The 14,942-nt window shown below is 37.1% G+C and carries 14 protein-coding genes; 2 read left to right on the forward strand and 12 right to left on the reverse strand.

The features are described 5' to 3' along the window. Nucleotides 1-623 precede the first annotated feature (623 nt). Nucleotides 624-1,349, forward strand: a complete 726-nt coding sequence (locus tag EOJ36_RS11210; protein WP_127805418.1) for an RluA family pseudouridine synthase — start codon at nucleotides 624-626, stop codon at nucleotides 1,347-1,349. Nucleotide 1,350: 1 nt separating this feature from the next. Here the strand turns inward: EOJ36_RS11210 and EOJ36_RS11215 are convergent, their stop codons facing one another. The 9 genes from EOJ36_RS11215 to EOJ36_RS12085 form a co-directional block, all read right to left on the reverse strand. Next, nucleotides 1,351-1,758, reverse strand: a complete 408-nt coding sequence (locus tag EOJ36_RS11215) for an RrF2 family transcriptional regulator (protein WP_127805420.1) — start codon at nucleotides 1,756-1,758, stop codon at nucleotides 1,351-1,353. Between the two features lie 138 nt (nucleotides 1,759-1,896). Further along, a complete protein-coding gene (gene rpsG, locus EOJ36_RS11220) occupies nucleotides 1,897-2,364 on the reverse strand; it encodes a 30S ribosomal protein S7 (RefSeq protein WP_127805422.1) in 468 nt (155 codons plus the stop codon). A 70-nt stretch (nucleotides 2,365-2,434) separates the two neighbouring features. Continuing rightward, entirely contained in the window at nucleotides 2,435-2,839 is a 405-nt protein-coding gene (gene rpsL / locus EOJ36_RS11225) for a 30S ribosomal protein S12 (RefSeq protein WP_127805424.1), read from the reverse strand. Nucleotides 2,840-3,150: 311 nt separating this feature from the next. Next, complete coding sequence (uxuA, locus tag EOJ36_RS11230; RefSeq protein WP_127805426.1) at nucleotides 3,151-4,344, reverse strand: mannonate dehydratase; 1,194 nt, start codon at nucleotides 4,342-4,344, stop codon at nucleotides 3,151-3,153. A 371-nt stretch (nucleotides 4,345-4,715) separates the two neighbouring features. Then, nucleotides 4,716-4,925: a hypothetical protein gene (locus tag EOJ36_RS11235; protein WP_127805428.1), complete on the reverse strand. Its 210-nt coding sequence runs from the start codon at nucleotides 4,923-4,925 to the stop codon at nucleotides 4,716-4,718. Nucleotides 4,926-5,148: 223 nt separating this feature from the next. Then, entirely contained in the window at nucleotides 5,149-6,627 is a 1,479-nt protein-coding gene (locus EOJ36_RS11240; protein WP_127805430.1) for a DUF4301 family protein, read from the reverse strand. A gap of 345 nt (nucleotides 6,628-6,972) precedes the next feature. After that, nucleotides 6,973-7,635: a hypothetical protein gene (locus EOJ36_RS11245; protein WP_127805432.1), complete on the reverse strand. Its 663-nt coding sequence runs from the start codon at nucleotides 7,633-7,635 to the stop codon at nucleotides 6,973-6,975. Nucleotides 7,636-7,681: 46 nt separating this feature from the next. Further along, nucleotides 7,682-7,978 carry a hypothetical protein gene (locus EOJ36_RS11250; RefSeq protein WP_127805434.1) on the reverse strand — a complete coding sequence of 99 codons (297 nt, stop codon included), beginning with the start codon at nucleotides 7,976-7,978 and terminating at the stop codon, nucleotides 7,682-7,684. A gap of 150 nt (nucleotides 7,979-8,128) precedes the next feature. Next, entirely contained in the window at nucleotides 8,129-8,353 is a 225-nt protein-coding gene (locus EOJ36_RS12085) for a response regulator transcription factor (protein ID WP_127805645.1), read from the reverse strand. A 90-nt stretch (nucleotides 8,354-8,443) separates the two neighbouring features. Here EOJ36_RS12085 and EOJ36_RS11260 point away from each other — a divergent pair, with 90 nt between their 5' ends. After that, nucleotides 8,444-10,372, forward strand: a complete 1,929-nt coding sequence (locus EOJ36_RS11260; RefSeq protein ID WP_127805436.1) for a RecQ family ATP-dependent DNA helicase — start codon at nucleotides 8,444-8,446, stop codon at nucleotides 10,370-10,372. A gap of 48 nt (nucleotides 10,373-10,420) precedes the next feature. On the opposite strand, the gene lon is transcribed toward EOJ36_RS11260, so the two are convergent. The 3 genes from lon to rseP all read right to left on the reverse strand — a co-directional run bounded on the left by lon (nucleotide 10,421) and on the right by rseP (nucleotide 14,901). Beyond that, a complete protein-coding gene (lon, locus tag EOJ36_RS11265) occupies nucleotides 10,421-12,886 on the reverse strand; it encodes an endopeptidase La (protein ID WP_127805438.1) in 2,466 nt (821 codons plus the stop codon). 91 nt (nucleotides 12,887-12,977) lie between these two features. Beyond that, nucleotides 12,978-13,445 (reverse strand): DUF6702 family protein, encoded by a 468-nt coding sequence (locus EOJ36_RS11270; protein ID WP_127805440.1) that lies wholly within the window; start codon nucleotides 13,443-13,445, stop codon nucleotides 12,978-12,980. 88 nt (nucleotides 13,446-13,533) lie between these two features. Next, nucleotides 13,534-14,901 carry an RIP metalloprotease RseP gene (rseP, locus tag EOJ36_RS11275; protein ID WP_127805442.1) on the reverse strand — a complete coding sequence of 456 codons (1,368 nt, stop codon included), beginning with the start codon at nucleotides 14,899-14,901 and terminating at the stop codon, nucleotides 13,534-13,536. Nucleotides 14,902-14,942: the final 41 nt, after the last annotated feature.

The following is a 14,942-nucleotide window of genomic DNA, read 5'->3' on the forward strand; positions in this document are numbered from 1 at the left end:
TTAGATAAGTGCCGCTAAATTCGTCTATCTAGCCTTTTTCCCGATTCCATGCTCCCTATGTCGCTGAATCGGAGTGCAAAGATTACCCTTTTTTTTTCTTATTCCAAATTACCCCCTAAAAAAAATTTAAGTTTTTTTAACCCTTTTTTCTAATTACTTGAAAATTAAACAACTAAGAATTCGAGAATAGGAGAATAGGAGAATATGAGAATTGAGGAATTGAGGAATTGGGGAGTTGAGGAATATAAGAATTGAGGAATTGGGGAGTTGAGGAATATAAGAATATAAGAATATAAGAAAGCCAAAATAAATATTTTCTCCGATTCTCCGATTCCTCAATTCCTATATTCACCGATTCCTATATTCCTAAATTCTTCTATTCCTTAATTCCTATTTTTTTTTTCAAAAATTGAAAAAGTTGCAAAATCACAACTTTTCTTTCATTTCAACCCTATAAATTTGTTCTCAATACTTAACCACTTTAATTATTTAAACCTAACCACTAATAGTACAAAAGTACTCACCTTTGAGATAAAGCCTAAATTGACTTCCGAGTAAAGGGGTTAAATTTAGGCTTTCCTCTTTCAATTGCGTACCTTTGCAATAAGTAGAATGTTTATCCCATGAAAGATTTCCAAGTTATTTACGAAGACAACCACCTCCTAATCGTTAATAAACGAGCAGGAATATTAGTGCAAGGTGATAAAACAGGTGATAAAACATTGACCGATGTACTGAAAAATTACATCAAAGAAAAATATGATAAACCGGGAGAGGTTTTCCTTCATCCAGTCCATCGCTTGGATCGCCCTGTTTCTGGATTAGTAGTTTTTGCACGTACTTCAAAAGCGCTTGAGCGCATGATGGAACTTTTCCGTAGAAGAGAAATTCAGAAAACATATTGGGCAGTAACGCGCAGAAAACCCAATCCACTGAAAGGGAAATTAACGCATTGGTTACTAAAAAATGAGGAGAAAAATATAACTACAGCTTATGATGAACCATTTGGGAAAGCCCAAAAGGCAGAGCTTTATTACAAGCACCTAGGAAAAATCAACCTACACCACCTAATTGAAGTAGAACCAATTACTGGCCGACCGCATCAAATCCGAGTTCAACTATCAACCATTGGATGTCCTATTCGAGGGGATATTAAATATGGTTACGACAAACCGAATCCAGACGGAAGTATCAATCTACATGCTCGTCGCCTATATTTTATCCATCCAATCAAAAAAACTCCTATTCTTTGTAGAGCCGCTGTGCCTACAAATACCTTTTGGGAAGAGTTTTTGGAACTGGGATTGGAAGAAATCAAAGATTCTGCAATGGAATACCTATATGAATAGGCTAAACCAATTCTGCTAAAGTCGTTTTTTCTAAAACAGATAAATTGGCATCACGCCATTTTGCCAACACCGAACGCAATTGACAGGTTTCTTCATCTGCACAATCGTCACATTTTCCATAAAAATGCAATGAGACGCATAAGGCAGGAGCAATAGGTCCGTCTACAATTCGAATGATTTTGGCAAAAGTTACTTGATCTGGTGGGATGCGTAAATAATAGCCTCCTCCTTTGCCTTTCTGCGATTGCAAAATTCCATGATTTCTCAATTCCAATAAAATAGCCTCTAAAAATTTCTTGGGGATATTTTCTGAGTCGGCAATAAAAGATATTAATACCGGTCCTTTTTCAAAATTCTGCGCTAAAACCTTTAATGCTTTTAACGCATACTTTGCCTTTTTTGAAATCATGTTGTGCGAATCGTTTCTGAAATGTAATCAAAGCTAATGATAATTTAATGATTTGTCAAATCCATAGACTTGATAGGCTATGATTTTGGACATAAAAAAAGGCCACTCGTTGAGCGGCCTTCTTTCGTAATTCGTTTATTAAAAACGGAAGTGTGAGAACGCTTTGTTCGCTTCCGCCATTCTGTGCGTATCATCTTTCTTCTTAACCGCAGCTCCTTCACCCTTGGCAGCAGCTATGATTTCATTAGCTAGACGATCCATCATAGTTTTATCTCCACGCTTTCGAGCGTACAAGATTAACCATTTCATTCCTAAAGACACTTTGCGTTCAGCTCGCACTTCTGTAGGAACTTGGAAGTTGGCACCTCCCACACGACGGCTTTTCACCTCCACGGTTGGCATTACATTGTTCAATGCTTTTTTCCAAGTTTCTAAACCATTTTCTTTCGTACGCTCCTCAACCTTGTCTAATGCATCATAAAAGATGGTATAGGCAATCGACTTCTTCCCGTCGTACATCAAATTGTTTACAAACTTTGTTACTAATACATCCTTAAATTTAGGATCTGGTAAAACGTAGCGTTTTTTTGGTTTCGCCTTTCTCATTTTGTTAGTTTTTTAATGTTGACCCAATTTCTTCTGCCCTAACAAGGCATACTGGATCGTTGTTAATTAATTATTTTTTCTTTCCAGTTGGAGCAGCTTGTCCTGGCTTAGGACGCTTAGCACCATACTTAGAACGAGACTGTAAACGTCCGCTCACACCCGCAGTATCTAATGCCCCACGAATAATGTGATAACGAACACCTGGTAAGTCTTTTACACGACCACCACGGATCAATACGATCGAGTGCTCTTGTAAATTGTGTCCTTCACCTGGAATGTATGCGTTCACCTCTTTTTGGTTCGTTAAACGAACACGAGCTACTTTACGCATCGCTGAATTTGGTTTTTTAGGAGTTGTCGTGTATACACGAGTACATACTCCACGTCTTTGCGGGCAAGAATCTAAAGCTGGCGACTTTGATTTCCAAGTCATCTGCTCACGTCCTTTACGCACCAATTGCTGAATAGTTGGCATTTTGTAATGTTACCGTTTAAATGTTTAAATTATTTTAACCCTATCAACACAAATAATCAGTCCTAAAACTTCTATCGCATACGAACGGGGGTGCAAAGTTATAAAGATTTTTTGAATTAACAAATACTTTACTAATATCTAATTAGCTACCGTGGGCAACCACTATTATTAATTTTATCAAACAACTGAACTTTTTAACTAGTAAATTGCAGGGGGTAAGGGGACGCATTTCCCCTTAAAAAAACAAAGAATCAATTCCTAACAAGAAACTGATGTTTTTTAAAACAAAATGAGGGCCCTAGCCCTCATTTTTATAGTTTCAACATTCCTCGAATTCCAATCTCCAAACCTCTCAATTCCGCCAAGCCTCTTAATCGACCTATAGCCGTATACCCTGGATTCGTTTTTTTTCCCTCTTGCAAATCATCCAACATACGATGTCCGTGATCTGGCCTGAAAGGCATGCGTAAATCTTTTCTGCCTTCCTTTTCACGTTTTTGCTGCTCTTGCACCAAGGCTTTCATCACTCCAAACATATCAACATCACCGTCTAAATGGTCTGCTTCATGGAAATCGCCTAATTCATTCCGCTTAGTTGCACGCAAATGAATAAAATTGATTCGATCACCCATACGTTCTACCATCCCTACTAAATCATTATCCGCTCGTACTCCGTAACTTCCAGTACAAAAACACAATCCGTTATTTGGCGAATCATACGCTGCTAACAATTGTTTTGCATCGGATTCCGTACTCACAACGCGTGGCAATCCTAAAATTGGGAAAGGTGGATCATCTGGATGAATCGACAAATTAATGCCAGCCTCCTCAGCAACCGGAGTTATTTCACAAATGAAATCATATAAATGTCCACGCAATTCTGCATCACCCACCGAATGATACGTATCCAATGCTTTTTGGAAAGATTCCAAGGTAAACGACTCCTCAGAACCTGGTAATCCTGCAATCACATTACGAACTAATTTTTCGCGTTGAGCTGGATTCGATTGATCCATCCATTTTTTCGCACGATCAATTTGTTCACTCGTATAAGTTGCCTCAGCTCCTGGCCTTTTTAAAATAAACAATTCAAAGGCTGCAAATTCAGTCGCATTAAAATTTAGACCCGTTGATCCATCTGGAAAACGAAAATCTAAATCGGTGCGAGTCCAGTCGAGCACTGGCATGAAATTATAACAAACCAAATCTAAACCTACTTTACCTACATTTCTTAGCGATTGTTTATAATTTTCAATGTATTGTTTATAATTACCGGTTCTGGTTTTGATATCCTCATGAATCGGAATACTCTCAATCACCGACCAAGTCAAACCGCCCTTTTCAATGATTGCTTTGCGCTCCAACAAATCCTCCACCTCCCATACCACTCCATTGGGTACTTGATGCAAGGCATTAACAATACCTGTAGCCCCTGCTTGTCGCACATCACTTAATTTCACTGGGTCGTTCGGACCGAACCACCTCCATGTTTGCTCTAATGCCATATCCTTAAAATTAATATACTTATAAAAGGCGAAAAAAGGAAGGATTTACTGAAAATAAGAATTGAAGAATATAGGAATTGGAGAATATGGGAATTGAAGAATATAGGAATATTGGAATTGGAGAATATGGGAAACTGCGAATTTTGAATTTTAAAAAACAATCCCAGCGGGATTGCACATCTATAGCCACAAAACCGATAGATTTGCCTGCGACCCCGCTGGGGTCGCCTATTCACGCACCCTCAGTGGCACCCCCGGTGGGGTGCAATGTATATGAAATTCTCCACATGGCTATAGATGTGGCATCCCTCCGGGATGCTTCCTAAATTCCTAATATTCTTATATTCTCCAATTCTTATATGCTTAAATTCTCAGCCTCTCCTATCCACAATAAATATGGAAACCGAACCTATAATTGGAAATAAAAATATCACAAGCACTCGCACTAATTTTTCCGTACCAGAAAAACTTTGATTTCTCAATGTTTTAATCAATGCTATGAGCATCAAAATGGGATGAACTAAAAACAAGGAGATTCCGAAAAGAATAAATAAACTTTCATTTGAAGTTAAATATGCCATAGTGGTAAAGGTTAAATGGTTAATTGTTAATGGTTAATTGTTAATTTAAAAAACATTCTTCAATTCCTAAATTCTTAGATTCCTAAATTCTTAGATTCCTAAATTCTTAAAAAAAAGCTTGCTAGGAGTCCCAACAAGCTTTCTGTAATCAAGCATTTATATACTTTCTCTAAATCGCTTTAAAGAAGCGGCAAAATTAAGGCTTTTTTAGCATTGTTCAAAATTATGCATTCTGATGTGCTGGCCTTAATAAATCATTCACCGTCTTTACCGGATTAAACGTCTCTAATGGCACCTCAACAAAGATTGTGTTCCAAAAAGCCATGGCTCCATTCCACAATCCTGGCAGTTCCAAGGCCTTCAATTTCTTCCCATCTTTCGTTTTCTCTGTAATAAATCCCGTATTCATGTCACGAAAATTTCGCAAATCGAACTTTCTTCCTTGCAAATCTTTGGTTGCACAGACCAAATCCACCGGATTAAAGTGTGTACTTCCTTTAAACAAACTCATTTGTCCATTGTCTTCTGGATTCACCTGGGCTGACTCTACCAATTGCAAAGTGCTATTTCCTTCTTCATCCTGACACCAAAATGGTCCGCCACCAGGTTCTCCCGTATTTTTTACCACCCCACACACGCGCGTTGGTCGATTCAACACTTCTCTTAAAAACACCACTTTTTGTTCCGGTGGCAATAATTGATAGGCCGGACTAGGCACAAACCCCAAATAAGCCACCAATTCTTGCTCTGCTTGTATCAATAAATCATCCGAAACATCTCCTTGCAGTTGTTCATCCAAGGCTTTTATACCCTCCAAAATGCTCAACAACAAGCCTCCAATGGCCTTTTTGTATTCAATGGTGGGTCCTCGCAAGGCATCTGGAACCACATTGTCCACATTCTTGATAAAAATAATATCGGCATGTAAATCATTGAGATTTTCTAAAAGCGCACCGTGTCCGGCAGGACGAAACAGCATGCTGCCATCTGCCTCCCTAAAAAATTCATTATCCATATCTACGGCTACAGTGTCTGTTGATAATTTTTGTTCCGAAAAGGTAATTTGAAAACGAATGCCAAATTTCTTTTCTAGTTTTGGAACAAGCTGTGAAACCAATTCCTCAAAACGAGAACGGTGTTCTGGCGATACCGTAAAATGCAATTTAGCAGATTTCCCATCCGAAGCATATTCGATGGCTTCCAATAAATGCTCTTGTAAGGGCGTCCGAACCTCCTCCGGATACATATGAAAATCGAGCAATCCTTTTGGCAATGCACCATAGCCTAATCCTTCCGACAATAACAACTTACTTAGCACCTCTTTTTCGCTTGGGTTTGAACTCAATAAATTTTCCAAAGCTGGGAAAAAGGCAAATTGCTGCAATTTTTCAAAAAACACTTTCGATTCCTTGTTTGCTTCCCCTTCTTGCAAATGCTCAAAAAGCGACTTAAACATGCGCGTCGCTGCGCCCGAGGCAGGCACCATTTTCAAGATAGATAATCCCGATTTAGCATCATCAAACTTCTGAGCCATCTCTCTAACCTGATCTGCTGTCAACTGAATCACCCCTTCTCCTGGAGTAGCTGCTTTAAATAGGGTCATCCAAGGAAACCCATTTTTAAAATAGTTGATTTGTTGTTCAACCTCAGCCGGTTGAATACCACGTTTTTCTAATTGAGTTAAATCGGAGGAATTCAGCATATTTAAAAATTTTCAATTATTTAAATATACTAAATTTTAATGTATTGAAAATTCAAGCATTCTATTTATTTAACATTAAATATAAAATCCCAAGTAAAATCCCAAAAATCAACATTGGTTTCCAATAAAAATTAAACTTAGCTTTATTAAATATGTACAAATACATTAACACAACAAGAGTAGCAAGATGTACATATAATTTGGGTGTTTCAAAAACGTGGCCTGAGGGAAGAATAAAACAAATAGTTGCATTCAAAATAAGGATCAATACCTGAAGATTTTTTAAAAGCCAATGGCCTAAAAGAGTAGCTCCCTTCATTTGCAGTTCAATTAATAAATTACATTTTAATTTTCTACCTGCAACCTCATCATAGGACCAATTTTCCCTTCTTGAAAAGATTTCAAAACAAACCAGTCGTTTAAACTTGTTGACCTGAAACAAAATTGTTTTATTCCTGAATATTTTCCCATTGCAATTCTATCAGTTTCTTCTGAATAAAATTTAGATTTTGCAAAAAAATTCACTATAACAAAAATACCACCTTCTGGAATAACCAAATTATCTAATAAAACAGGAAATTCATTCCAACCTAAATGATTTACCAATAATGGTAATTCTTTATTATGTAACTTTGTTAAAGGAAGATTGTCTTTTCCTTTGGAAAACAATAACAATTGAAAAACATAATTTTGTTTTTTTTTCTCATCAAAATAAATCGAAACATTTTTAATTCTTTTCCCTATAATCAAATCATCATCAAATAACATACCAATTTGACACGGAGCCTTTGATAAAAACGAATAATGTTTTTTTCTTTTAGGTTTTTCAGTTTCTATCAATGATAATTTATTGGCAATTATTTTTACCTCATTCAATAAAATTGATTTTGAAGTATCTGATTTTGGACATATGGGGATTGAATTAAAAACACCATACACATTTTCAAAAATTAAAACGAGAAAAACTGTTAAAACGCTTGCGATTAGTTGAAATAAATTTTTATTCATTATTCATATTAATATCAATTTGAAAATAATTTAAACTCAAATTAAATTAGTCCGGACAAGGTTGAGTTACCTGCACAATTCTGTAATCAATCTTGATCCCTAAAAAATACCTATATTCCTCATAATAATAAACACAAGCCTTATTATCTGGAGTATGGGAATGACCAACTCCCTGTGATCCTCCATCTAATGCACAATATGAACGACTCCAACCAAAAAACAACCAATCTGGATCACAACCAACATTCGGTTCGTATGCATAAATAAATATTGGGATAAGAAGAATAATCGTAAAAATAAATAATTTAGTTTTTTTTGAATACCTATTTATTAACTTTTTCATTGTATTAAAATATATAAACTCCTCCTACTTCTTAGTGGTTTTTCGGGATATACCAGGGCTTGCAAACTTGATGTAAAGGTATTTTTCGGTTTCGACAATCTTCTACTACATTTTGTAGTATTTTTATATTTTTTATAAATATTTTATTGATTAGGGGGGGGGTAAAATAATTTCCCGAAGAAATTTTCTGAATTCCTTTTTGCCAGTGCAGCCTATTTTCAAAAGAATATTTTGTCTGTGTTTACGAACAGTTAACTCAGAAATAAATAATAAATCTGCAATTTCTTTGCAGGAATAGGCATTTTTGGCTAATCGTAGGATTTCAATTTCGCGACTAGTAAAGTCAAAATCTGAAAATTGAGAGGATTTCTTCAGTGGCTTTTTTTAGTGGTTTTTACAAATATAGAATTAAAATCAGTTTTTTAACACCATCTAAATTATTTTTTGAATAGCTTTGAAATCCAAATGAGCCAAGCGAAAAACATATTGAAGCAATACTGGGGGTATGATGATTTCAGACCTTTACAGGAAGATATTGTGGAAGCTGTTTTGAGCGGAAATGATACCTTAGCCCTTTTGCCAACGGGTGGAGGAAAATCCATTTGTTTTCAGGTGCCCGCAATGGCAATAGAGGGTATTTGTATTGTGGTTTCCCCTTTAATTGCATTGATGCAAGACCAAGTAGATCAATTGAAACGAAGGGGTATTAAAGCTGAGGCAATCTATAGTGGTATGCACCCGCGACAAATGGATTATCTGCTGGATAATTGCATTTACGGGGATATTAAATTCTTATACATTTCTCCCGAGCGACTCAAAACTGACCTGTTCATTGCCCGTGCCAAACAAATGAAAATAGCTCTTTTGGCAATCGATGAAGCACATTGTATTTCTCAATGGGGTTACGATTTCCGTCCCCCTTATTTAGAAATTGTCCAATTTAGAGAGCTAATACCAGAGGTTCCTTGCATAGCACTTACGGCCTCCGCAAACAAAGAAGTTCAGAAAGATATTGTTTATAAACTTGCCCTAAAAAATGCCAAGTTTTTCCAAAAAAGCTTTAGTCGGTCAAACCTCTCCTATTCTATTTTATGGGAAGAAAACAAGGAAGCAAGGCTATTGAAAATGTTGGATAAAATTCAGGGATCTGCAATTGTCTATGTTCGAAACCGAAAAAAAACACAAGAAATAGCTAATTTTTTGGTTCGAAATAAGATTTCTGCAGACTTTTATCATGCAGGAATTGATCCTAAGCAAAGATCTGAGCGACAAAAACATTGGATTCAAAACAATATCAGAGTAATTGTGGCAACCAATGCTTTTGGAATGGGTGTCGACAAGCCAGATGTACGTTTGGTAGTGCATTTAGATTTACCAGATTCTTTAGAAGCTTACTACCAGGAAGCTGGTAGAGCAGGACGTGATGAGAAAAAAGCTTTTGCCTGTTTATTGGTTGAAGAAAAGGATATTTTAGACCTTCAAGAACAATTTGAAAAGCAATTTCCAAGCAAAGATATTTTGCAGAAAACCTATCAGGCCATTGGAAATTATTTACAGGTGGCGCAAGGAGCTGGTGAGATGTCGGTCTATGAGTTCAATTGGCAAGAAATGTGCAAGCGTTTTCAATTGCCAAATACTGAAACCTATTATGCTTTAAAATGTATGGAGGGTGAAGGTTTAATTCTATTCAACGAAAACACCAACATCCCATCCAAAATAAAATTCAACTTGTCGGCCACAGAAATGTATGATTTCCAAATCCGAAATGAAAAATACGAATTACTGCTAAAATCGCTTCTTCGCATTTTTGGAGGAGAAATTTATACAGAATTTATCAGTATCGATGAGGCAAATTTGGCAAGTTTACTCAAAATTCCACTTCAAGAAATTGAAAGAAGTTTGGCTATGTTGGAAAAATTTGAGGTACTTACCTATGAGAAAAAAAGTATCCACCCTAAACTAACTTTCCTTTTACCTAGAGCTGCGGCAAATGATTTACCCATCAAATGGGAAGAATATAATACCCGAAAGAAAAGGCATTTACAAAAAATTGAGGCGGTGGAACATTATGTGCGACAAACCATTCGCTGCAGAACACAACAAATTGTGGCCTATTTTGGAGAAACGCTAAACAAATCTTGTGGTATTTGCGATGTTTGCATAACTCAAAAAAGAGAAAACACTGGGAAAGCTTTTCCAGAAGGTCAACCCGAAACGAAGGAATTAATCATTAAATTTTTATCCCAAGGGCCCTTGACAATTCAAACCTTAGTAGATTGTTTGCGACCTCTTTCACCCAAAGAAGCAATTCGAAACATTGAATATTATGCAGATTTGGGAGTAGTGGAGGTTAAGGATGGGGAGCTGTGGCTTCGAGAGCCTCAGGCTCCGTAAATTCAATGTGACTGAGGCTCTCGATGGTGGCTGAGGCTCTCAAAGCCCCTACTCCTTAATTTCAAGTTTAATCGGATTCTTCACCTTATCCTTCATCAAAGCAATTTTCAAAACCTCTTCAGCTGCGTCGACATAATGGAAACTGATGTCTGAAATATAGCTTTTTTCAATCTCCTCGACATCTTTTCTGTTTTTGCTACACATCACAATTTCCTTGATTCCAGCACGTTTAGCTGCTAAAATCTTTTCTTTGATACCTCCAACTGGCAATACCTTTCCACGCAATGTAATTTCACCTGTCATTGCCAATTTAGACTTCACTTTTCTTTGGGTCAAGGCAGAAGCAATGGCAGTCAGCATCGTAATACCTGCCGATGGACCATCTTTGGGCACGGCACCCGCTGGCACGTGTATATGTAAATTATATTGATCAAAAATTCGATAGTCAATTCCGTAATCATCTGCATGGGCTTTTAAATAGGTCAAAGCAGCCATCGCAGACTCTTTCATCACATCCCCTAATTGCCCGGAAAGCGTTAAATTCCCCTTCCCTTTACTCAATAAACTTTCTATGAAAAGAATATCGCCCCCCACTGGTGTCCAAGCTAAACCCGTTACTACTCCAGCAAATTCATTGCTTTCGTAAGCATCTTTTTCAATAAAGGCTTGTCCCAATAATTTCTCAATATCTGCAGCTTGTACTTTTGTTGGATACTCTTCATTCATAGCAATAGATTTGGTGATTTTTCGTACCAATCGACCAATTTCTTGCTCCAATTTACGTACACCCGACTCGCGAGTATACCCTTCTATCAACTTTTGCAAAGCAGCATCTGAAATAGTAAAACTATCTTTTCCCAATCCATGCTCTTCTTTTTGCTTAGGCAACAAATGCTTTTTCGAAATTTGGATTTTCTCCTCCACAGTGTAACCAGAAACCTCAATGATTTCCATACGGTCGCGAAGGGCTGGGTGGATGGTATCCAAACTATTTGCAGTGGCAATGAACATAACTTTCGACAAATCATATTCAACCTCCAAATAATTATCCACAAAGCTGTTGTTTTGTTCCGGATCCAAAACTTCTAACAATGCCGATGACGGATCTCCACGATGGTCTGCACCCACTTTATCTATTTCATCTAAGATAAATACAGGGTTCGATGAACCTGCTTTTTTAATATTTGAAATCACCTTGCCAGGCATGGCTCCAATGTAGGTTTTACGGTGTCCACGGATCTCTGCCTCATCCCTCACACCACCTAAGGCCATACGAACATATTTTCTACCTAATGCTTTAGCAATGGATTTTCCTAAAGAAGTTTTTCCTACGCCAGGAGGGCCGTATAAGCATAAAATAGGAGCTTTCATGTCCCCTTTCATCTTCAAAACCGCCAAATATTCAATGATTCTTTCTTTCACTTTGGCCAAACCTGCGTGGTCTGCATCCAAAATTCTTTTGGCTTTCGCTAGGTCAAAATTATCTTTGGTATATTCACCCCATGGCAAATCCACCAATAATTCAGCATAATTCATTAACATCGGATATTCTGCCGACATTGAATTAGTACGCTGCAATTTTGAAACCTCTTTGTTGAAGAAATCATTAACCTCTTTCGACCACTTTTTCTTCGCACCTTTAGCTCGCAAACCGTCCAATTCTTGCTCAGGACTCTCCACACCCAACTCCTCTTGCAAAACTTTTATTTGTTGACGAATGTAATAATCGCGTTGTTGCTGGTCGATATCGGAACTTGCTTTAGATTGAATTTCACGCTTCAATTCCAAATGTTGAATTTCCTTCATCATGAATTCCAACAATTTAGTTGCCTGTTCGATACCATCTAAGGTTTCTAACAAACCTTGCTTTTCCTTCAATTCTGCATTGATATTGGAGGACAAGAAGTGAACTAAAAATGCTGGAGATTCAATGTTATCCAAAGCTATTTGGGCTTCACGAGGAATTTCTGGATTCAAATTCAAAATTTTCATCGCAGATTCCTTCAATGAGGAAACCAATGCCTTATTTTCTTTATTTAATTTTTTCGGAAAATTATCCTCCAAATAAGATACAGAAGCCAATAAATTGGGCTCCAATTTGATAAACTCTTTTACCTCAAAACGTTTTCTACCTTGTACAATAATGGTAGTATTTCCACCGGGCAAAACAAACATTTTAACAATGTGTGCAACGGTACCGATTTTGTATAAATCATCTGGCTGTGGTTCTTCTTTCGAATTATTTGCCTGTGCTAAAACACCAATGATACGATCTCCCTTATAGGCTTTTTTTACCAAACGAACTGATTTTTGTCGAGATACTGTAATTGGAATTACCATACCTGGAAACAAAACCATGTTACGAATAGGAAGAATTGGCAATTCCTCTGACAAAACTCCCATTTTGTCATTGTTCTCAATTCCATCCGATCCAATCGGAATTAACTCAATATTTTCAAAGTCGGGAAGTTCCGACATTCTCAAATGCTTAAAAAGCTCATTTGAATTGCTCATACACACAAATTTTATAAATCTCCCCCAAAATTATTCTTGAAGCCACAATATAATGGCAAATTTCGTGCCATAAGACAAGTTGTCAGTCTTTTTACCAAGAAATTTGTTGAATCGTTTTTCCCTTTTGGAACAAAAAAGACTTTTTCTGCTCACCTTTTGCCACCTGTATCAAATTTGTTTGGTCATCAAAAGATTCTACTAATAAGGAATTTTCCAGGAAAACTCCTGACAAATCTTGAGTCGTTGGCACCTCCAAATACACCCAAATCGCATCATTTTGTGGCTCAAATCCCAAAAATCGATAAGGGGTTTGAAGTGACTTATTAACCGAAAATCCAAAATGTTTTCTCACATAACTTTCCAAAACCTTCTCTACCTCTTTGTCCGCCGATACCTTAAAGTTCCTTTTACTATATACTGACAAGGCAGTTTCCAAATCATCTTGAAACAACTTAATGGCTATTTCCCACGACTTTTCCTTTCCATTGTACGTCATTTCCGTAACAGAGGTATGGAAGGGGTGGAGGAAGAAATAGTAAAATAGGACGAGTAATTTCAAATTATGAATTATGAATTATGTTCTACCTCCCCCCGTCCCCCTCCTTCAAAAGGAGGGGGTGGCGCAAAGCGCCAGGGGCGGTAAAAAACTAAAATATTGCTTTAAAAATATCATTCCCAAAGGTATAAGCCATTAATGCCAACAAAATCATCATACCGATTTGCTGTGCACGTTCCAACACTTTTTCAGAGGCTGGCTTACCCGTAATCATTTCATAAATTAAGAATATTGCATGACCTCCGTCTAAGGCAGGAATTGGCAAAATATTCATGAAAGCCAAGGCCATTGACAATAGTCCCGTTAACATCCAAAAACGTGTCCAATCCCAAGTACCGCCAAACATTTGAGCAATTCCAATGGGACCACTCAATGCCTTTGAAGCTGAAACATCTCCTGTAGCAATTTTCTTAAAGCCACGGATATTGTCGGTAATTACTGAAAATGCACGACCTGTTCCTATACCAACTGATTCACCAAATGAATAATCTTTGTGATCAATTTTAATTAATAATTCTGGAAAAATACCTATTTTACCTTCTTTATTAACGGTCATTTGCAAGGTATCTACCTTTCCATTTCTACTTATGGCCATTTTAATTGGGTTACCCGACTCCTTTTTCAAGGCATCACGTAATTCGTGGTAAAAATGGATGGGTTGTTGGTTCACGCCCGTTACAAAATCACCCACGCGTAATCCGGCAGGATAAGCGGGAAGCAATTCTGCCTGTGGATCGCCAGGTTCAGGAGCGACAACCTCTGCAATTTTAAAAGCAGAAATTGGCTCAATAAAGGCCGCCTTTTTATCACTCAATTTTTCTATGATATTACTCGGAATTTTCACTTCAAGCTCTTTGCCATTTCTTAAAACGGTATAACTTGAATTTTCTCCTAAAAGAACATCTGGTGAACGTAAATCAGCAAATGAGGTATAATCCTTTCCATTAACTTTTAAGATTTTATCTCCGGTTTTTAGTCCAACTTGTTGGCCGATTTCCAAGGCTACAATTCCATTTTTATTCAACTCATTCTTTGAAATAAAATTCTCTCCATTTGAATAAGTTAAGGCTATAAAAATAACAACCCCCGTAATGATATTTACAATTACACCACCCAACATGACAATCAAACGCTGCCAAGCTGGTTTGGCTCTAAATTCCCAAGGCTCTGGTGTTTTAGCCAATTTGTCAGCATCTTGAGTCTCATCAATCATACCCGCAATAGACACATATCCACCCAATGGAAACCAACCCAGTCCATATTCGGTATCACCTACTTTTTTCTTGAACAAAGCAAAGTTCAAAAGTGAGGGAATTGGGAATAAAAAGTCGAAAAACAAGTAGAACTTTTCTACTCGCATTTTAAACCATTTGGCCGTGATAAAGTGTCCAAATTCGTGCAATGAAACAAGGATTGATAAACCCAAAATCAATTGCAAAGTCATTATTAGTGCATCCATTTTTTTCAAATTATGAATTATGAATTATGAATTATGAATTG

Origin of the sequence: Sandaracinomonas limnophila, assembly GCF_004005965.1 — a bacterium.
In the GTDB taxonomy this organism is placed as follows: Bacteria; Bacteroidota; Bacteroidia; order Cytophagales; family Spirosomataceae; genus Sandaracinomonas; species Sandaracinomonas limnophila.